General features: G+C 44.8%; 26 protein-coding genes. 17 read left to right on the forward strand and 9 right to left on the reverse strand.

Translation table 11 applies throughout. The features are described from left to right. Window positions 1–39: 39 nt before the first annotated feature. The 4 genes from ADP71_RS11470 to ADP71_RS11485 form a co-directional block, all read right to left on the reverse strand. Window positions 40–882 (reverse strand): IS3 family transposase, encoded by an 843-nt coding sequence (locus ADP71_RS11470; protein ID WP_104931415.1) that lies wholly within the window; start codon window positions 880–882, stop codon window positions 40–42. Continuing rightward, on the reverse strand, window positions 858–1,172 hold the full coding sequence (locus tag ADP71_RS11475) for a transposase (protein ID WP_104931416.1): 315 nt from the start codon (window positions 1,170–1,172) through the stop codon (window positions 858–860). Before ADP71_RS11475 ends, ADP71_RS11470 begins: the two co-directional genes overlap by 25 nt. A 269-nt stretch (window positions 1,173–1,441) precedes the next feature. Beyond that, window positions 1,442–2,152, reverse strand: a complete 711-nt coding sequence (locus ADP71_RS11480) for a glutathione S-transferase N-terminal domain-containing protein (protein WP_019958560.1) — start codon at window positions 2,150–2,152, stop codon at window positions 1,442–1,444. 141 nt (window positions 2,153–2,293) lie between these two features. Beyond that, the gene (locus ADP71_RS11485) at window positions 2,294–3,556 is read right to left on the reverse strand and encodes an NYN domain-containing protein (RefSeq protein ID WP_019958559.1); all 1,263 of its coding nucleotides are present in this window, start codon (window positions 3,554–3,556) and stop codon (window positions 2,294–2,296) included. Window positions 3,557–3,938: 382 nt separating this feature from the next. Between ADP71_RS11485 and pyrB the strand changes: the two genes are divergently transcribed. The 3 genes from pyrB to ADP71_RS11500 are packed head-to-tail and all read left to right on the forward strand — an operon-like array spanning window position 3,939 to window position 6,061. Then, complete coding sequence (gene pyrB / locus ADP71_RS11490; protein WP_104932213.1) at window positions 3,939–4,865, forward strand: aspartate carbamoyltransferase; 927 nt, start codon at window positions 3,939–3,941, stop codon at window positions 4,863–4,865. Continuing rightward, window positions 4,862–5,320, forward strand: coding sequence for an aspartate carbamoyltransferase regulatory subunit (pyrI, locus tag ADP71_RS11495; RefSeq protein ID WP_104932214.1), 459 nt, complete (start codon window positions 4,862–4,864; stop codon window positions 5,318–5,320). Before pyrB ends, pyrI begins: the two co-directional genes overlap by 4 nt. Before the next feature lie 60 nt (window positions 5,321–5,380). Next, entirely contained in the window at window positions 5,381–6,061 is a 681-nt protein-coding gene (locus ADP71_RS11500) for a YjjG family noncanonical pyrimidine nucleotidase (protein WP_040755808.1), read from the forward strand. Window positions 6,062–6,113: 52 nt separating this feature from the next. On the opposite strand, the gene ADP71_RS11505 is transcribed toward ADP71_RS11500, so the two are convergent. After that, window positions 6,114–6,746, reverse strand: coding sequence for a nitroreductase family protein (locus ADP71_RS11505; protein WP_104932215.1), 633 nt, complete (start codon window positions 6,744–6,746; stop codon window positions 6,114–6,116). A gap of 43 nt (window positions 6,747–6,789) precedes the next feature. Here ADP71_RS11505 and ADP71_RS11510 point away from each other — a divergent pair, with 43 nt between their 5' ends. Together ADP71_RS11510 and ADP71_RS11515 are read left to right on the forward strand one after the other, a co-directional pair. Further along, window positions 6,790–7,200, forward strand: coding sequence for a hypothetical protein (locus ADP71_RS11510; RefSeq protein WP_051083019.1), 411 nt, complete (start codon window positions 6,790–6,792; stop codon window positions 7,198–7,200). 74 nt (window positions 7,201–7,274) lie between these two features. Continuing rightward, a complete protein-coding gene (locus ADP71_RS11515) occupies window positions 7,275–8,273 on the forward strand; it encodes an adenosine deaminase (RefSeq protein WP_104932217.1) in 999 nt (332 codons plus the stop codon). A 42-nt stretch (window positions 8,274–8,315) separates the two neighbouring features. Here ADP71_RS11515 and ADP71_RS11520 read toward each other — a convergent pair whose 3' ends face one another. After that, on the reverse strand, window positions 8,316–8,639 hold the full coding sequence (locus ADP71_RS11520) for a YnfA family protein (protein WP_171461165.1): 324 nt from the start codon (window positions 8,637–8,639) through the stop codon (window positions 8,316–8,318). A 7-nt stretch (window positions 8,640–8,646) separates the two neighbouring features. Beyond that, window positions 8,647–9,171: a hypothetical protein gene (locus ADP71_RS11525; RefSeq protein WP_019958550.1), complete on the reverse strand. Its 525-nt coding sequence runs from the start codon at window positions 9,169–9,171 to the stop codon at window positions 8,647–8,649. 166 nt (window positions 9,172–9,337) lie between these two features. Between ADP71_RS11525 and ADP71_RS11530 the strand changes: the two genes are divergently transcribed. The 5 genes from ADP71_RS11530 (at window position 9,338) to ADP71_RS11550 (ending at window position 12,265) form a co-directional block, all read left to right on the forward strand. After that, window positions 9,338–9,571, forward strand: coding sequence for an RNA-binding S4 domain-containing protein (locus ADP71_RS11530; protein ID WP_019958549.1), 234 nt, complete (start codon window positions 9,338–9,340; stop codon window positions 9,569–9,571). Continuing rightward, the gene (locus ADP71_RS11535; RefSeq protein WP_019958548.1) at window positions 9,568–9,744 is read left to right on the forward strand and encodes an oxidoreductase-like domain-containing protein; all 177 of its coding nucleotides are present in this window, start codon (window positions 9,568–9,570) and stop codon (window positions 9,742–9,744) included. The genes ADP71_RS11530 and ADP71_RS11535 overlap by 4 nt, the downstream gene beginning before the upstream one ends. Beyond that, on the forward strand, window positions 9,734–10,570 hold the full coding sequence (locus tag ADP71_RS11540) for a PHP domain-containing protein (RefSeq protein ID WP_104932222.1): 837 nt from the start codon (window positions 9,734–9,736) through the stop codon (window positions 10,568–10,570). The genes ADP71_RS11535 and ADP71_RS11540 overlap by 11 nt, the downstream gene beginning before the upstream one ends. A gap of 400 nt (window positions 10,571–10,970) precedes the next feature. Continuing rightward, complete coding sequence (locus tag ADP71_RS11545) at window positions 10,971–11,591, forward strand: L-threonylcarbamoyladenylate synthase (protein WP_171461166.1); 621 nt, start codon at window positions 10,971–10,973, stop codon at window positions 11,589–11,591. 14 nt (window positions 11,592–11,605) lie between these two features. Beyond that, window positions 11,606–12,265, forward strand: a complete 660-nt coding sequence (locus ADP71_RS11550) for a site-2 protease family protein (protein WP_171461167.1) — start codon at window positions 11,606–11,608, stop codon at window positions 12,263–12,265. Window positions 12,266–12,332: 67 nt separating this feature from the next. Here ADP71_RS11550 and ADP71_RS11555 read toward each other — a convergent pair whose 3' ends face one another. Both ADP71_RS11555 and recQ read right to left on the reverse strand, forming a co-directional pair. Further along, entirely contained in the window at window positions 12,333–12,887 is a 555-nt protein-coding gene (locus tag ADP71_RS11555; protein WP_104932223.1) for a DUF2799 domain-containing protein, read from the reverse strand. Between the two features lie 64 nt (window positions 12,888–12,951). Continuing rightward, window positions 12,952–14,784 carry a DNA helicase RecQ gene (recQ, locus tag ADP71_RS11560; RefSeq protein ID WP_019958543.1) on the reverse strand — a complete coding sequence of 611 codons (1,833 nt, stop codon included), beginning with the start codon at window positions 14,782–14,784 and terminating at the stop codon, window positions 12,952–12,954. 108 nt (window positions 14,785–14,892) lie between these two features. On the opposite strand from recQ, the gene ADP71_RS11565 reads away from it, so the two are divergent. From ADP71_RS11565 to hemL, 7 genes are read left to right on the forward strand one after another with little or no spacing between them, the layout of a single operon-like run. Next, on the forward strand, window positions 14,893–15,330 hold the full coding sequence (locus ADP71_RS11565; protein WP_171461168.1) for a surface-adhesin E family protein: 438 nt from the start codon (window positions 14,893–14,895) through the stop codon (window positions 15,328–15,330). A gap of 20 nt (window positions 15,331–15,350) precedes the next feature. Next, a complete protein-coding gene (locus tag ADP71_RS11570; RefSeq protein ID WP_019958541.1) occupies window positions 15,351–15,671 on the forward strand; it encodes a hypothetical protein in 321 nt (106 codons plus the stop codon). Window positions 15,672–15,681: 10 nt separating this feature from the next. Beyond that, window positions 15,682–16,047, forward strand: a complete 366-nt coding sequence (locus tag ADP71_RS11575; protein WP_019958540.1) for an ArsC/Spx/MgsR family protein — start codon at window positions 15,682–15,684, stop codon at window positions 16,045–16,047. Next, a complete protein-coding gene (locus ADP71_RS11580; protein WP_104932227.1) occupies window positions 16,034–16,675 on the forward strand; it encodes a YdcF family protein in 642 nt (213 codons plus the stop codon). Before ADP71_RS11575 ends, ADP71_RS11580 begins: the two co-directional genes overlap by 14 nt. A 33-nt stretch (window positions 16,676–16,708) precedes the next feature. Next, window positions 16,709–17,137 (forward strand): CopD family protein, encoded by a 429-nt coding sequence (locus tag ADP71_RS11585; RefSeq protein WP_104932228.1) that lies wholly within the window; start codon window positions 16,709–16,711, stop codon window positions 17,135–17,137. Between the two features lie 8 nt (window positions 17,138–17,145). Continuing rightward, window positions 17,146–17,607: a CYTH domain-containing protein gene (locus ADP71_RS11590; protein ID WP_171461169.1), complete on the forward strand. Its 462-nt coding sequence runs from the start codon at window positions 17,146–17,148 to the stop codon at window positions 17,605–17,607. Window positions 17,608–17,638: 31 nt separating this feature from the next. After that, the gene (gene hemL, locus ADP71_RS11595; RefSeq protein WP_171461170.1) at window positions 17,639–18,913 is read left to right on the forward strand and encodes a glutamate-1-semialdehyde 2,1-aminomutase; all 1,275 of its coding nucleotides are present in this window, start codon (window positions 17,639–17,641) and stop codon (window positions 18,911–18,913) included. The last annotated feature ends 43 nt before the right edge of the window (window positions 18,914–18,956 follow it).

The following is an 18,956-nucleotide window of genomic DNA, read 5'->3' on the forward strand; positions in this document are numbered from 1 at the left end:
TTAGCCGCGCATGTAATGACCTAGCACTTTCTGCACAAGTCACAAGCTTAATCGATAGACTTCAGTAGGAGTTTTCATACCCAATGCCTGATGAGGTCTTCGTTCATTGTAAAACTGTATCCAATCGCTCAATACACGATTGGCATGTTGCAAACTCTCAAAGCGGTAGCGATGAACGCATTGCTCTTTAATGGTGCGAATCAATCTTTCCACCATGCCGTTTTGCTGTGGGCAATGCGGTGTGATGAATTCTTGCTGCAAACCATAACTGCTCACCAACGCAGTATATTTGCGACTGGTAAACACCAAACCATTGTCTGAACGCAATAAGAAACGTTCAGGCACCTTGCCCAAACAGCGAAAGCGGCTGATCAAAGCGTGTTCCAATGCACTCACAGCCGTACTGGCTTTACCAGTTTTGGAAAGTTGCCAGCCCAATAATTCACGGGTATGGCAATCCATTACCAAAGCCAGACTGAGCCAACCATCTTTACCACCCCAAACCCGACACAAATCTGTAGACCAACGTTGATTTGGCTCCTGTGCTTTGGATGGCACCGCTTGAATCCGAGGTCTGCGACCGACTGAGCGTTTACGTACTTGCCAACCTTTGAGCTGAAACACACGTTGGACAGTGTTTTTATTCATACTCAGCAAAGCAGCAACCGTCCTGTAACCAAATGATGGTTGTTCTTCAATCAATTGTTTAATCGGTTCTGAATAGCATTCTTTTACCACTGGCTGTTTGCGATGTGGTCGGTAATACACTGAACGACGAGCCACACCAAACCAAGCACACAAGCGGCTGATGCTGACGTGAACACCATCAGATGCAAACTGTTCATGCAAACGCCAAATCAGTTCTCGTCCCGCTCCAACCATTCCTCCAACTTTTTTCGCGCACGCAGCTCCAACATCGCTTCACCATAAGCGGCCTGTAATTGGTGAATTTGCTTTTCGTATTGCTGACGCACATCACGAGGTTTGGCTCGCAAAGCGTTTTCCATACCTTCTTTAGCTTGATCAACCCAGCTTTCCAATTCAGATGGCGTTAAATCAAATTGCCGAGAAGCTTCGGCTACCGTGGTCTTACCTTGGATGATTTCCAATACCAATGCACTCTTGCGTTTGGCACTCCAACGTTTGTTTTCATCACTCATTTGGCTACTCATTTTAGTATCTCCTAGATGGAATAATACCTGAGCAGAAATTTAGTGGGTCATTACACGCATGGTAACGCAAAAATAACCCCCTGTCCGACTTGTGTGGCATGTGAATGTTCAATTTTGATTTATTCAGCTGAAGTTGTTGCTTAATCTTTTGATTTAATAGAATTAAATTTGACAACTTAATGAGGTTTTTTTGAGAATAAATTGCGGTATTTTGATGATTTTTTGTGACAATCAAGCGTCCTGTAAAGGCTTACAGGACGCTTCAAATATTATGCTTCAGGGACCTCTGGAATGAGCAAACCTCGTTGCACCGCAGGTCTGGCTAAAAAGGCTTCTAAAACACGATGGATGTTGGTGAATGAGTCATAATCCACCAAATGTCCCGCTTCATAATACACATTGAATGAGCGTATCCACGGGAAAACAGCGATGTCCGCAATGGTATATTCATCGCCCATCATCCACTGTTTGCCTTCTAAATGTTGGTTTAACACGCCAAAAACCCGTTTGCTTTCGTTCAAATAGCGTTGTAAGGGACGTTTGTCTTCGATGTCTTTGCCAGCGTATTTGTAGAAAAATCCCACTTGTCCCAACATCGGACCCATGCCTGCACCTTGGAAAAACAACCATTGCAAACATTGGTATTGGCGCACGCTGTCTTGGGGCAAAAGCTTGCCTGTTTTTTGTGCCAAATAATACAAAATAGCATTCGATTCAAACAAAGGCTGCACGTTGCCATCCAAACCGTTTGGGTCAATGATGGCGGGCATTTTTTCATTGGGATTTAAGGTAATGTATTCCGGTGAGTGATGGTCGTTGCCATTGGGATGAATCAAATGCGCTTCATACGGCAAACCAATTTCTTCCAACATAATCGACACTTTCACACCATTGGGCGTGGGCGCAGAATACAGTTGTAGACGTTCAGGATGTTGTGGTGGCCATTTTTGCGTGGTGGGAAAATCAAATAGTGATGACATAGGCTGCTTTCAATCAAACAGTTGATTTGGATGAAACTCTAATGTAATGCAAATTGGCAATGGTGCAAATGCATTGTGTGATAAAGGTTTGCAAAAAGCGTCCTGTAAAGGGTTTACAGGACGCTTTAAACCTTCAAAACATTACACAGAATCGGTTTTGGGCTTCAACATTCTTTGACCATACAAAGTCATAAAAGCATAGTTTTCACGATCCAATTTTAAAATCAAATCCAAAGCATCGTTATAACCCAAGATTGGTGCATTGAATAAAGCGATTTGTGACAAGCGTTCTGCCAATAACAGACTGCTAACCCAGCCATCTTCATCCGCCAAAGAAGGAATAATGCTGTCTAAATACAATTGTACTTGTTTGGCGGTAATTGAAACGCTGAAAAAGTCATTTTGCTGCTGAATGTAATTCATTTGGTTCAGTAAAGTTTTCAGATCGGCATGACCGTATTGTTGCCAATCGTATTCTTGTAAAGCTTGTTCTATTTGTTCAATCGTTGCCCAGCCTTGTTCATTTTGTAATGGGCAAATGGTTTGACGCAGTTTTTTCTTCAACTCAATATCGCTGTTTAAACGCTCTTGGTTCCATGGTTCTTGCTGTGGAGGTGTTGGATTGATGATGGTGGTTGTATTTGTATTTGTATTTGTATTTGCGGTTGTTGCTGTCGCAGAAGTAACGGACTTGGGTTTGTTTTTATTGGCTCGTAGTCTGACCGTAGCAATGCTGTTTTCAACCCGCAATTCAAATTGCCCACCGCAAGCACGAATCCAATTACTGAGATTTTTGCAGCCATAATCTGCAACATTAAAGTCTTTGATTTGGGCTCTTAAGAATTTGCCAACATGTCCCACATTGGCCCAACCTTCCGCATCTTCGTATTCGGCAATCGCAGCTTTTAACAGCGCGCGTGATGAAGCATCGATTTTTTTATTGGCGACTTTGGGTGCTTGTACTTGGTTGTTGACGATGTCTTCGAGGTAAATGAACTGGTGGCAAGCATTGACGAAAGGTTCAGGCGATTTCTTTTGTCCGAAGCCAAAGACATTGATGCCTTCTTGTTGGATGCGAATCACCAACGGCGTGAAATCGCTGTCGCTGGAAATCAAACACACTGCATCAAATTTATGGCTGTGTAACAAATCCATCGCATCAATAACCATGGCAATATCAGAAGCATTTTTGCCTTTGGTATATGAAAACTGTTGTTTAGGTTCAATGGCATGTGGCAATAAAATTGGTTTCCATTGCGCCAATTGATTGCTCGTCCAATCTCCATAAATCCGTTTGACACTCGCCGTACCCAATTTATTGATTTCTTTGAATAAGGGCTCGATAATTTGTGCAGAAACATTTTCTGCATCAATCAAAACCGCTAATTTTTGTTGAGTGGACATGTTTTCCCTTTTGTAAATATATGAATTTAAGATATTGCGAGCTTAAGAAAAATGCATAGGTTGTTGGTTGATTTTTATTGGAATTTCAACAAGCCAAATGAATCATTCAGTATGGATTTTAATGTAAAAATAGGGAAGCAACCATTGTCAGCTTTTGGGATTGTGTGGATGGGGTATGGATTCATTTCAGTTTAAAAGACCGATATCGTTGGGCATGGTGTTGGTTGACTTGCTTTTGTACGACGGCAATCAGATGTTGAAAGCATGTGTTTCACAGTGCCTCTGATAGAATTTGAGCCTTTTAAGCCAAGCCGATTGAGCGTATCATTACCGCCGTTTGCGCAGCGATTGGGTCGCTGTCACATTGCCTTAGAGGAACGCCATGTCTAACCCGCTCTATCGCCAACACGTCATTTCGGTGGCTGATTTGTCTACCGATACCTTGACGCAATTGGTCAAAACCGCTTTGCATCTGAAGCAACATCCACAACCACATTTATTGGACAACAAGTTGGTCGCAACTTGTTTTTTTGAGCCTTCTACTCGCACACGCTTGTCGTTTGAAACTGCGGCACATCGTTTGGGTGCGGATGTGATTGGTTTTGCTGATGGCGCCAATACGAGCGCCAAAAAAGGCGAGACTCTGGCAGACACAGCGCGCATTATTGCAGGTTATGCCGATGCAATGGTAGTGCGGCACAATCAAGATGGTGCTGCTCGTGTGATGAGTGAATTTTCTTCTGTGCCAGTGATCAATGCAGGCGATGGCACCAACCAACATCCTTCGCAAACTTTACTCGATTTGATGACGATTTTTGAAACCCAAGGTCGTTTGGAAGGTTTGAACATTGTGTTGGTCGGTGATTTGAAATACGGCCGCACTGTGCATTCTTTGGCACAAGCTCTGAGCAATTGGAACAATACGTTTTATTTCGTTGCGCCGCCACAATTGGCAATGCCCGATTACATTACCGAAGAGTTGGACGAAAAAGGCTGCGCTTACCATGTGATTGAAAGCTTTGAAGAAGCTTTGAATTTGGCCGACATCGTTTACATGACGCGGGTGCAACGTGAGCGTTTTGATGAGCAAGAATTTTTGAAAATCCAAGGTTTGTATGTGTTGAAAGCGGCCATGCTGGCGCATGTGAGAGCCAATATGCGCATCATGCACCCGTTGCCACGCGTGGACGAAATTCATCCTGATGTGGACGAAACCGTTCATGCGTATTATTTTGAACAAGCGAAAAATGGCGTGTTTGCGCGCCAAGCTTTGTTGTCTGCGGTTTTGAATGAGGAGTTGCCAGCATGACCATCCACCAACGCAATGTCGAAGCCATTTGTGATGGCACCGTCATCGACCACATTCCAGCCGGACAAGGCTTGGTGATTTTGAAGCAGTTTGGTTTGAATGATTTGGGCGAACGGGTGACGGTGGGTTTTAATTTGACCAGCCAAGACATGGGCCACAAAGACATCATCAAAGTGGAAAACGTGCATTTCAACGCCGAACAAGCCAACCGCTTGGCCTTTTTTGCACCAAACGCCACCGTCAACGTCATTCGCAATTACGAAGTGGCAGAAAAATTGAATTTGCAGTTGCCTGAGCAAATCCAAGGCTTGTTTCGTTGTCCAAACGCCAATTGTGCCTCACACAAAGAGCCTGTTTTGAGCCGTTTCAAAGTCAAAAGCAAAGACGGCGATGTGAAACTTCGTTGTCATTATTGCGAAAAGACGTATGCGCGCAAATTGGTGACCGAAGCGTGATAATAAGCGTCCTGTAAATTACAGGACGCTTTTTTTGATGCAGTAAAAAGGATGCAAAACATGGCTTACCAAGCGGTCTTTTTTGATATAGACGATACCTTGCTCAATTTTGGGCAAAGCGGCAAACGTGCTTTGCAGCAAACTTTTGCCGATTATGAATTGTTATGGGATGAGCAAGCGCAAACGGTGTTCACCGAATTGAACGATGGTTTGTGGGCCAAGCAAAAACAAGGCTTAATGAAAGTACATGAAGTCATTAACAGCCGTTTTGGTCTGTTTTTTGAGGCGATGAATTGGCAAGATTTGGATGCGACAGCGGTGACGCTCAGTCATCAAAATAATTTGTCTCAACAAAGTGTATTGGAACATGGTGCTTTGGAGTTGGTGCAGCAAGTGAGTGCGACACGCCCGATTTATGCCGCGTCTAACAGCATGTTGGCTTTGCAAACCAAGCGTTTGAATCAAGCGCAATTGTTGCCATATTTTACCGATTTGTATATTTCCAGTGACATCGGTTATGAAAAACCCGATGCGCGTTTTTTTGAAACTTGTTTGCAGCGCAGCGGTTTGGCGGCGGATGAGGTTTTGTTTGTTGGTGACAGTGTTGAAGCGGACATGGTTGGTGCTTTGAACAGTGGCATGGACATGTGTTGGTATAACCCTAAGCAAAACCATTTGCATGTGGATATAGAGCCGACTTATCAAATTTCGGCTTTGTCACAGTTATTGCAATATTTGTAAACATGAAAAAAGCGTCCTGTAACATTTACAGGACGCTTCATCATGGCAAAAATCAATCTAAATGGGTGATGAAATCTGCACTGTTGCGGCGGTATTTGGGCAGTTTTAATAACCAATCCACCTCTTCATCACGATAACCTAGCGGCAATAGCAAAGCGGCGTGCAAATCCAACTCAGCCAATCCCAAAATCGCATCAACTTTGTCTGCTTCAAAACCCTCCATCGGCGTGCAATCAATGCGGCGTTCGGCAGCGGCATTCATCGCACACATCGCTGCTAAAAACGCTTGTTTGTCGGCATGATGGCGGTGTTCGCTTAAATCTTGTTTGGCTACTTGGGCAATCAAACGGGTGCGGTATGCATCGGTCAAACTGTCGGGCACGTTGCGAACACGGTTTTGCAGTTCAAAGACTTCGTTGATGCGCGCTTCGGTATACGTATTCCAAGCGGCAAACACCAATAAAGGCGAACAGTTTTTCACTTGTTGGTTGCCATAAACGCATTGTGACAATTGAGCGAGTAATTCAGGATTGCGAATCACAAACACGTGATACGGTTGTAAACCTGAAGAAGAAGGCGCAAGGCGTGCGGCTTCAACAATATCATCAACATCTTGCTGTGGGACAGTGTTGCCGTTTAAATGCTTGGCGGCATAGCGCCACCGTAAATCGTCCAGTAAACTCATGTATTTGTGGTCTTTCAGGCCGCCTCTTCATGAAGGAATGGCCGTGTTAGTGGTCTTGATAATTGCCGTATTGTTATTGTTCGGCTGCGTGTTATTGGTGCTTATTGTACCGCATCCCATCACTTGGTTGATGGCTTTGGTGTTGGGTTTGTTAATCGGGTTGATATTGTTACCCAAATACCAAGCACAAAAACAAGCACTTGAAAAAGGTGTGACAGTGATGGCGCAAGTGCAAAGCATACGACAATGGCAGCGCAAAGAAGGTGATGGCAACTATAAAACACAATATGAAGTCACCGCTCATTGGCTGCATCCAAACAGTGGTAAACTACATGTGTTTGTCAGCAATCCATTGGTTAAAAAACCTGTTGTCGCTGTTGGTGACGAGGTTGCCGTCTTGGTGGTGTGGGAGCGGTCTGAATATTACCAAATGGATGAAGCCTATTTACAATAACCGACAAGCATTATTGAATAACAAGGGGACGCAAAACGGTGTTTTTGCGTTTTTTTTATTTGGAGTATCGCCTTATGAGCACCCATTCTTTGATTCAAACCTTGCCCAAAACAGAATTACACGTTCACATTGAAGGCACGTTTGAGCCTGAATTGATGTTTGCCATTGCTCAGCGCAACGGCATTGAAATTCCTTATCAAAATGTTGAAGAAGTGCGCCAAGCGTATGATTTTCACAATTTGCAGTCTTTTTTAAACATTTATTATGCGGGTGCTAAAGTGTTGGTACACGAGCAAGATTTTTACGATTTGGCGTGGGCGTATTTTGAAAAATGTGCGCAAGACCATGTGGTGCATACTGAAATCTTTTTCGACCCACAAACTCATACCGATCGTGGCATCGCGTTTGAAACCGTCCTGAAAGGTTTAAAACGTGCTTGTGATGATGCACAAGAAAAACTCAATATCAGCTCGCATTTGATTATGTGCTTCTTGCGCCATTTGAGCGAAGAGGCGGCATTGGCCACTTTAGAACAAGCTTTGCCATTCAAAGACGATATTATTGGCGTGGGTTTGGATTCTAGCGAAGTGGGTCATCCACCTGAAAAGTTTGCGCGTGTGTTTGCCAAAGCGCGTGCTGAGGGCTTTTTGATTGTGGCGCATGCAGGCGAAGAAGGACCGCCTGAATATGTGTGGCAAGCTTTGGATGTGTTGCAAGTCAATCGTGTTGATCATGGTGTGCGTTCAGAAGAAGATTCCAAATTGATGCAACGTTTGATTGACGACAAAATGCCGTTGACCGTTTGTCCGTTGAGCAATTTGAAATTGTGCGTGGTGTCAGACATGCGTGAACACAATATTCGTCGCTTGCTGGCGCAAGGTGTGATGGTGACGGTCAATTCGGATGATCCGTCTTATTTTGGCGGTTATGTGAATGACAATTTCATCGCCATTGCTGAGGCTCTGGATTTGACTGCGGCTGAAATCAAACAATTGTGTGTCAATTCATTTATAGCATCGTTTTTGCCTGAATCGACCAAACAAGCTTGGATTGAAAAAATTCAAATGATGTAAAAGGTTTTGAAGCGTCCTGTAAGGTTTACAGGACGCTTATTTTTAACTTTGCCACGGCGCAATAATTAACAAAACGCCGGTTAAAATCACACCAGCTCCCAACCAATCACTCCATTGTAATGTTACTTTGTCTACCCATTGCAACCACAACAACGCACTGATGACGTACACGCCACCATAAGCGGCATACACGCGTCCTGAAGCCGTCGGATGCAAACTCAATAAATACACAAACGCACACAAAGCCGCCGCGCCTAACACCAATAACCACACAGAACCATTTTGTCTGAGCCAAATATAAGGCAAAAAACAGCCTAAAATTTCCATGAGCGCAGTGAGAAAAAACAAAGCCAAAGTTTTGAGCATAAGAGGATTACGAATGGTTTTTTTGATGCAGCGATTGTAACGTTTTTAACAATACTTGAGCGTCTATATCCAATTCATTGCAACAGATGGCAACAGGTGTTTGGAAACGTTTCCAGTGTTGGCGAGCGTCTACTTGGCGGTATTTGTATTGCATGTCTATAAACGCCAAGGGCGCATCTAAAAAAATCAAAATATAGGTTTGGTTTTTGTGTTGTTGCATGTGTATGCATTGAATCGCCATCCATGCCACACGGCTGCCATTTGCCAAGGTAATGCCAGCTTTCCCCCAGCGCAAAGCAGGTTTTTTACGCAGCAATTTGTATAAGGGTTTGGAAGAATATTGGGCAAAGGTGATGGCAATGATGCCAATGATGGGATAAAAAAAATAAGGAGATTGTAAAACGCCAAACAAAAACCGTTCACGCGCCACATCTGCGCCATCTAAAATCAAATACACACTGCTGACCATAATCAATAACATGGGCAACAAGGCAGTCAAGAGCATAGAGCGGTTGTAATAGACTTGATGCATAAGATAATGATGGATTCAAGGTACGGCGTTTGAGTGAAGTTGGAAATGATGTCAGCATTGCTTGAGCAGAACAAGTTGTGTGAATTAATCGGTCAATAATTGACGACAAGCGCATGAAGGGGTTTTTTGGCGTAAAATAGCTTGATACGAAATGAAAGAATAAAAAATGAACGAAACCTTTGATTTATTAGAACAACAGCACATTGCTTTGTGTGATTTATTGAAAATTACAGGCGCAGCCGAAAGTGGTGGTCAAGCGAAAGCTTTGATTAGCGATGGATTGGTTTTGCGCAATGGTCAGGTCGAAATCCGTAAAACCGCTAAAATTAAAGATGGCGAAACCATTACCATGCCTGAATTTAATGTCACGATTGTGGTCACTAAAAGTGCAATGGCATGAGCGAGTTATTGCCCGAACCTGTCATGCCTGAAGATTGGGAATGTTGTGGCAGCGATTGTGGTGATGTATGTGTCTGGAATATGTATTACCGTGACAAAGCCGCTTATGATGCGCAGCAATTGCAATTGAAAAACCAAGTGGCAAATGAAAAGGACATTGCTGATGAACATTGATTTACATTGTCATTCCAATGTGTCGGATGGTTCTTTGCCGCCTGTGGAGGTGGTGCGCTTGGCGCATCAAAATGGTGCCAAAATGTTGGCTTTGACCGACCACGATACCTTAACGGGTTTGCCTGTGGCTCGGGCGGAAGCTGCGCGTTTGGGTTTGCCATTTATCAATGGTGTGGAAGTGTCTGTGACTTGGAATAACAAAGTCATTCACATTGTGGGTTTGAACATGCGTGACGATGTGCCTGAATTTCAGGCCGCTTTGGATACTTTGCGCAGTGGACGCATCAGTCGTTTGCAATTGATGGCGGAAAAGTTGGACAAAAAAGGTATTGCAGGCGCATATGAAGGCGCTTTGGCTTTGGCTGGTAGCCCCGACAGCGTTGGACGAGCGCATTTGGCACGGTTTTTGGTGCAAGCGGGGCACGTTAAAAACATGCAGCAGGCATTCAAAAAATACTTGGGCGATGGCAAGCCAGCTTATGTCAAACACGAATGGGCCAGTTTACAGGACGCTGTAAAATGGATTGTCGATGCAGGCGGGGTGGCCGTGATTGCACATCCTGCACGTTACGACATGAGCGCCACCAAAATGCGCGAAATGATAGGCGAATTTAAAGAAGCGGGTGGCATCGGTATTGAAGTTGCATCGAGCTCACACAGTTTGAGCGAGCGTTTGAATTACGCTTTGTTGGCTGAACGATTTGAATTGTACGCAAGCGTTGGCAGCGATTACCATGGCGTCAACGAAGGCGGACAATTGGGTGTGCCGCCACCATTGCCACCGATTTGCAAGCCCATTTGGGAGTTGTTTGACAAAGCAGCATAATCATTTTGCGGTCATGGAAATGACACGATGAGCAGATGCGCATGGCAATATGGGTACAAGATTTTCACCATTTTGTTGGCGTTATTTTATGTGTTTGATGGGCAATAATCTGGTTGGGATAAATTGGGCTTGGTATTTTTAATCCCATGATTGACCGCACTGGTTTTGTTCATAGCGTCCTATAAAAATCAAGGGATGGTTGATCATCCTTAGCGGCAAAGCCGAGGCGTTTGATTCGGGGCTATTGGGTGCAGAGCAAATGCCTGTAACTGTTCGAAAAAAACGCTGGCTTACAGCAACCAGTTGGTTTTTCGGTGTGATGCTGCTATTGGTTTGTGATTTTGAATTGAAAGCTTGATTTGCCAATTAGACACACCATCATCAAAAAGGAAGACATCTTATGGCACAATTTTTGACCATCCATCCTGATAATCCGCAAGAGCGTTTGGTGCATCAAGCGGCGGAGTTGATTCGTGGCGGTGCGGTAGCGGTGGTGCCGACCGATTCTTGTTATGCTTTGGTGTGTGCTTTGGGTAACAAAAAATCGATGGAGCGCATTCAAGCCATACGTCGTCTGGACAAACACCATCATTTTACGTTGCTGTGTCATGATTTGAGTGAATTGGGGGCGTATGCTCGTGTGGACAATGCCCAATTTCGCTTGCTCAAAGCTGCCACACCAGGTAGTTACACATTTATTTTAACCGCAACCAAAGAAGTACCTGCGCGTACCATGCATCCTAAGCGCAAAACCATTGGTTTGCGTGTGCCTGAGCATGCCATTGTCAGTGCGATTGTGGCTCAGTTGGGTGAGCCTTTGCTCAGTTGTACTTTGATGCTGCCTGAAGACGATGAGCCTTTGACCGATGCTTATGACATTCGTGAGCGTTTGGATCATCATGTGGATTTGATTATTGATGGTGGTTGGTGCGGGACTGAGCCGACTACAGTCATAGACATGAGTGAAGGTACTCAATTACTGCGTGCAGGCAAAGGTGATGTGTCTTTGTTTGGTTTTTAAATTGAAGGAAAAACATGTTTCAGTCGTTTGATTTGGGGATTTTTTTACTGGCGATTGTGCCTGTCTTGTTGGCTTTAACCGTACACGAGGCTTCACATGGCTATATGGCGCGTCATTATGGTGACCGCACTGCCGAACAATTGGGTCGTTTGACTTTGAATCCATTGGCGCACATTGATTTGGTCGGCACCATTATCATTCCGTTGCTGACATTCATGTTCACACCATTTATTTTCGGCTGGGCAAAGCCAGTACCAGTACAAACTCGCAATTTGCGCAATATGCGTGTCGGCATGCGTATGGTGGCGATTGCAGGACCTGCATCTAATTTGATGATGGCTTTGGTTTGGGCAGTGATATTGGGACTCAGTTATGTGGTGCCGATGACTTTTCAAGAAGGTTTGGCGAAGATGGCAAGCATTGGCATTATGATTAATGCGGTGTTGTTTACTTTGAATATGTTGCCGATTTTGCCATTGGATGGTGGTCGTTTTGTCGATTCGTTTTTGCCTGCCAAAGCCTCACAAAGCTTTCAAAAGATTGAACCTTATGGCACTTGGATTTTAATTGGTTTGATGATTACGGGTTTGCTGTGGGTGATTATGGGTCCTGTTGTGACCATGATTATGAAATTTTCACAATTGATAGCAGCATTGGTCGCCGGTATTTTTTAAGATACGGTGATATGAAAAAGCGTCCTGTAAACGATTACAGGACGCTTTTTGATTATTGTTTTCAGTTTTAATAGACGTTGTGCATGCGTTGGAAATCGCGCAAACGATAAGCTTGGTGGTCGTATTCGGCCTCGGCTTGGCGCAAACGCAGATGTGCGCTGCGTCTTTCACTATGATAATGGCGTCGCTCATCGTCAGACAATTTGTCACGCAAGCGTCTGTCGATGCGTTCTAAGTTTTCAATTTGGTTCTCAACCTCTTTTTTGGCCTCTACATAATCATGTGGAACATGGTAAAAAGGCGCAAGCAAGGTTTGTTGTTGGCTAGGGCACACGTTGATATCGCCGCGTCCTTGCATGGCAAGGCTGAACACATTTTGCGGTTGGCAATAATTTTTCAAACCTTCTTGATAACCGAGGCGATATTGGTTGAAATCAGGTGTGATATTGGCCTTGGTGCAGGCTTTTTGGTGGCGTGCCAATTGTTGGTTGTTGTAACCTGCGTTGCCATCTTGTAAACCAATTTGGCGCCAATCTGCCACCATGCATTCTTCTGGCGACATGGAAGCGCAGCTGCTCACAGTCAATGTTGCCGTGATTAATGCCCAATAAAATGGTTTCATGCCGCCCCTTTGTCTGCTGTGTTTTTATGATATGTGCAAATAATCCCTGTTTTTCAACAGATTATCAAGCCAAAATATCGGTATTAGGTTCGACATCATTTTGTAAAATGTTGACGCACAAATCGACAATTTCTTGACCATATTTGGCTTGTTTGCTGCTACCCAAACCATAAATGCCATCCAATTGCGCCAAATTTTGTGGTGCATGTTCCACCAAACTGTCCAAAGTACGGTCGGCAAAAACCACATAAGCAGGCACGCTGTCCGCCAGCGCACGCGCTTTGCGCCAAGTGCGCAAGGCTTGCCACAAACGTTCTTGACGTTCGGTGCGCAAAACAGTGGTTTTAGGCGCAGACAATACCGCTTTTTTATCCCGTTTGAGTGGGCGCAACCACAATTGTTGTTCGCCTTTCAGGACGGCTTTGGATGCTTCGGTCAATTGCAAAGCTTGGTTGTGGCTGAGATTGACGCTGAGCAATCCGCCTGCCACGCATTGGCGCACAACCGAACGCCATTCTTTGTCGCTTAAGTCCGCACCAATATTGAAAGTAGACAGTTTGTCATGACCTAAGCGGCGCACCCAATCGCTGTCTTTGCCTCGTAAAACATCGATGACGTAGGAAGTGGCACAATTTTGTTTGAGGCGATAAACGCATGACAATAATTTTTGTACCAATTCGGTCGCATCAAAACGCACAGGCGTTTCCAAACAATTGTCACAATGGCCACAAGGCTCTGAAACTTCGTCAAATTGGGCCAATAACAATTGGCGGCGACAAGTAGCGGTTTCGCACAAAGACAAGACCGCATCGACTTTTTGTAATTCGATTTGTTTTTGCATTGAGCTGGCTTCGCCGTCTTGTATGCGTTGGCGTAGCAATACCCAATCGTTTAAGCCATAACACAACCAAGAAATCGCTGGCAGCCCATCACGTCCTGCCCGTCCTGATTCTTGATAAAAATGTTCGATGGATTTTGGCATGTCCAAATGTGCGACAAAACGCACATCGGGTTTGTCTATGCCCATACCAAACGCCACCGTCGCCACGACAATCACATTGTCTTCTTGGCTGAATTGTTTTTGATGGCGCGTACGAACAGCCATGTCCAAACCTGCGTGGTAGGGAATGGCATTGAAACCATTTTCTTGCAATAGCAAAGCCACTTCTTCCACCCGTTTGCGTGACAGGCAATACACAATGCCGCTGACTTGATGCCCTTGGCTTTTGATAAATTGTAACAATTGTTTTTTACCATTGTTCTTTTCGATGACTTGGTAAAAAATATTGGGACGGTCAAAACTGGACACAAAAGTTTGAGCGTCCTGTAATTGTAAATAATGGCGAATGTCGGCACGGGTTTCTTCGTCTGCGGTAGCCGTTAACGCCATGCGAGGAATGTGTGGGAATTCGTGGGCTAAAAAGCCCAATTGTTGGTATTCAGGTCGAAAATCGTGCCCCCATTGGCTGACACAATGCGCTTCATCAATGGCAAACAAACCGATATCGATAGAATGCATAAAACGCACAAAACGCTCGCTCACCAAACGTTCAGGCGCAACGTATAACAGTTTCAGGACGCCTTGTCGGATGTCGTGAGCGATGGCATGCAGTTTTTCAGAGGGAATGCCACTGTGAACCGCTGCCGCAGCAACGCCTGCGGCCTGTAAATTGGCGACTTGGTCATCCATTAACGCAATCAATGGCGACACCACAATGGTGACACCTGCACGCATTAAAGCAGGGATTTGGTAGCACAAAGATTTGCCGCCACCTGTTGGCATTAACACGATGGCATGGTTTCCTGTTGCCACACATTCGACAATGTCGGCTTGTTGACCACGGAAATTTTGGTAGCCAAAGGTGTCGTGTAAAATCTGTAAGGCGTGGGTGTTCATGTGATGCGCAACCGTGACGAAAACATCATTTTAGTCGCTTTAAGCTGCTAATGACAGTTAATAGCTGCTACACTGATTGCCTTAAATAGATGCTTTGATGGATGATAAATGGTGACACAATCAAAACCTTGGTTAGGCATATTGGGCGTGGTGGCAATCTTGATGTTGTCTGCTTGCCAAACCACTTCTCAAGTGGGTCCAGTAGGTTCTTGGAAAGCTTTGGGCGACTCTGCCAATAAAAATGTGAAACATGAAATTGACACTCAAAGCATACAAAAAAATGGCAATGTGGTGACGTATCGCACTCGCACAGTGGTCGATGATATCCGTTTGGAGTCTTTGCCGAATGTGCCAGTGTTCAAAACGGCGGTCAGCACTTATCAAATGCAATGTCGTGAACGCAGCTATCGTATTTTGGACACTGAATTGTATAACCAAAAAGGCGTGATGATTAATCAGCAAACTTTCGGTCATCAAGTCGGTTATAACTTGGTAACGACAGGCTCGGCGGCAAAAAAACAATATGATTTGGTGTGTCCACAGTAAATGACACAAAGGGGTAGAAAATGAAGCATTATTGGATGGCAGCAGTATGCTCGTTGGCGACAACTTGGGCTGTGGCGCAAACACCTATTGAAATGGAATTGTTGTCAGCACAAAAGTCGTATCAAACGGCTTTAAGCAGCATACAATTGAGCAAAACCCAATTGCTTGAAAAACAAAGCCAGTTGGTGATTGCCCAACAGCGTCTTGAGGCGGCTAAAAGCAGTGTGAGCCAATTGGAAGCAGAGGTTAGCCGTTTACAGGCCGCTCAAACCAGTGCGGAGCAACAGTTACAAAGTTTTGGAAGTCGTTTGGACAGCGCGTGGAGTGCCGCCAAACCTTAAGAGAGCGAACATGAAACAGTATTATCACAATCCTCAATGCTCTAAATCGCGCGAAGCTTTGGCTTTGTTGCAAGAAGCAGGGGTGGATGTGCAAATCATTTTGTATTTAGAACAGGTTTTGACGCCAGAGACGGTTTTGTCTTTGGCAAAAGCTTTGGGACAACCTGTTTCAGCCTTGGTGCGTGCCAGTCAAGATGAACATGAGTCGTGGCCACATTTACAGGACGCTGATGATGTGGCTTGGGCCAATGTTTTGGCTGAGCATCGGCATTTGTTACAGCGTCCCATTTTGGTATGCGGTGAGGATGCGGTGATTTGCCGACCACCGTCTTTGGCTTTGAGTTGGTTGGCTGAACAAGGTCATGAACAAGCATAAATCTTTTTGGTATTACCTGCGCCGTGGTGTGTATTTGAGTGTGTTGGCGGTATTGGTATTGCAAACTTGGGCTTTGTACCAAGTGTGGCATTATGCGCAGCCGCAAACTTTGCAACAGGCGGATGCTGCCGTGGTGCTTGGTGCTGCTGCTTGGGGTAAAAATCCATCACCTGTGTTCAAAGAGCGCATCAATTATGGTTTAAAACTTTACCGCGATGGCATGGTGGATAAATTGATTTTTACAGGTGGAACGCCTGTGGAAGGTTATCCGACTGAGGCGGCAGTGGCGGCGCGTTATGCAGGCAAGCAAGGCATCAAACAAGCTGACATGATTTTAGAAAGCCAGTCGCGCGACACATATGAAAATTTGTATAACACGCGGGAATTGTTGTTTGGCAGCGAGATGAAGCGTTTGATTGTCATCAGTGATCCACATCATTTGGCGCGCGCTCATTTTATTGCGGATGATTTGGGTATGGATGTGCAAACTGCTCCGACACCAACATCGCGTTATAACGACAGTGCGCAGAGCAAACAATTGCGATTGTGGTTAGAGGAAAGTTTTTTATTGGTGTTATACCAAGCTGGGCGTTTGTTTCCACAAGCTCGCGATCACATACGTACTTAATGAATAGTCTTTGCTTGATGCTAAGGGGGCGACATGTATTTGTGGTTCAAACTATTGCATGTGTTTTTTGTGATTTCTTGGTTCGCAGGTTTGTTGTCTCTGCCTCGATTGTTTGTCAATTTGGCACACATGCTGCCTCATACCACGGAAACCCAACGTGAGTATCAACGTTTGTTGGCTATGGCAGAGAAGTTATGGCGGTTCATGACACCTTGGGCGATATTGGCAGTGGTGTTTGGTTTATTCAGTTTGATGAGTGGCAGCTTATGGCAAGGATGGTCGCATTCTAAAATCACATTGGGTGTGATTTTGCTTGGCTATCATTTTTATTGTTGGCGTTTGTTGCAAGATTTTCGTGCAGAGCGAAATATTTATTCGCCACATTGGTTTCGTATATATGGTGAAATTCCAACCGTAATATTGGCGGTGGCTTTGTATTTGGTGGTGTTTAAACCATTTTGAGGATGTGTATGGCAGTTGAAATTGAACGCCGTTTTTTGGTGAAAAACGATGCTTGGCGTGGACAAGTTGAGCCTAAATTATTGTATCAAGCATATTTGAGCGTCGAAAAAGAGCGCACCATGCGTGTGCGTGTGGTGGGGGACGAGGCGTGGTTGACTTTAAAAGGGTATATTTCTGATGTGTCACGCCATGAGTTTGAATACCCCATTCCATTACAGGACGCTTTGAGCATCATTGATAATATGTGTCCGTTCAAGATGAAAAAACACCGTTATTGCATTGATTTTGGTGGACACACATTTGAAGTAGATGAGTATTTTGGCGACAATGCACCTTTGGTGGTGGCAGAAATTGAATTGCCATCGGAAGACACTGAGTTTGAGCGTCCTGAATGGCTGGGTGAGGAAATTACCCACGACGGTCGTTTTACCAATGCTTATTTGAGTCAACATCCTTACAGTGCGTGGTAAGCGTCCTGTAAACACAGTAGGAATCAAAACAATGAATCGCAATGAACAATTATTTGAACAAGCCAAAGCCGTTATTCCTGGTGGTGTGAATTCACCTGTGCGTGCGTTTGGTAGCGTCGGTGGCGTGCCACGCTTTATTAAAAAAGCACAAGGCGCTTATGTTTGGGACGAAGCCGATGTGCAATACATCGATTATGTGGGCTCTTGGGGTCCGGCGATTGTCGGTCATGCCCATCCTGAAGTGATTGAAGCCGTGCGTGAAGTGGCTTTGGATGGTTTGTCGTTTGGTGCGCCAACGGAAGGCGAAGTGCGCATTGCAGAAGAAATCATCAAGATTTTGCCTAGCGTGGAACAAGTGCGTTTGGTCAGCTCAGGAACCGAAGCAACGATGACAGCGATTCGCTTGGCGCGTGGTTTTACAGGACGCGATAAAATCATCAAATTTGAAGGTTGTTACCACGGTCATTCAGACAGTTTGCTGGTGAAAGCGGGCAGTGGTTTGTTGACATTTGGCAATCCAAGTTCAGCAGGTGTGCCGCAAGACTTTACTCAGCATACTATTGTTTTGTCTTACAACGATATCGAGCAATTGCAAAACACATTTGACAAAATCGGTGATGAAATTGCGTGTGTGATTTTGGAGCCGATTGCTGGCAATATGAACATGGTGCAACCAACACCTGATTTCTTAAAAGCCTTGCGTGGTTTGACTGAGCAACACGGTTCGGTATTGATTTACGATGAAGTGATGACGGGTTTCCGTGTGGCTTTGGGTGGTGCACAATCGTTGCACGGCATCACACCTGATTTAACGACAATGGGCAAAGTGATTGGTGGCGGCATGCCTTTAGCGGCATTTGGTGGTCGCAAAGACATCATGGCATGTATTTCGCCTTTGGGTGGTGTGTATCAAGCAGGCACTTTATCGGGCAATCCTTTGGCGGTCACCGCAGGCTTAAAAACTTTGGAAATCATTCAGCGTGACGGCTTTTATGAGCATTTGAATCGCAACAGTGAGCGTTTGGTCAATGGCTTGCGTGCTGCTGCTAATAAAGCAGGCGTGCCGTTTAGCGGTCAATATGTTGGCGGCATGTTTGGTTTTTATTTTAATGATCGCATTCCACAAACTTTTTCCGATGTTTCAGCCAGCGATCAAGAGGCGTTTAAACGCTTTTTCCATGGCATGTTAGATCGAGGCGTGGCATTGGCTCCATCTGCGTTTGAAGCCTCTTTCATGTCTGCGGCGCACAATGATGAACTCATTAATGAAACCATTGCAAGAGTTGAAGATTATTTTGGAATTTAATGACAATATAGTAAAATAGGTACCAGATGCCAAGGCTGTAAAA

It is taken from the genome of Vitreoscilla sp. C1 (genome assembly GCF_002951955.2).
Lineage (GTDB): Bacteria > Pseudomonadota > Gammaproteobacteria > Burkholderiales > Neisseriaceae > Vitreoscilla > Vitreoscilla stercoraria.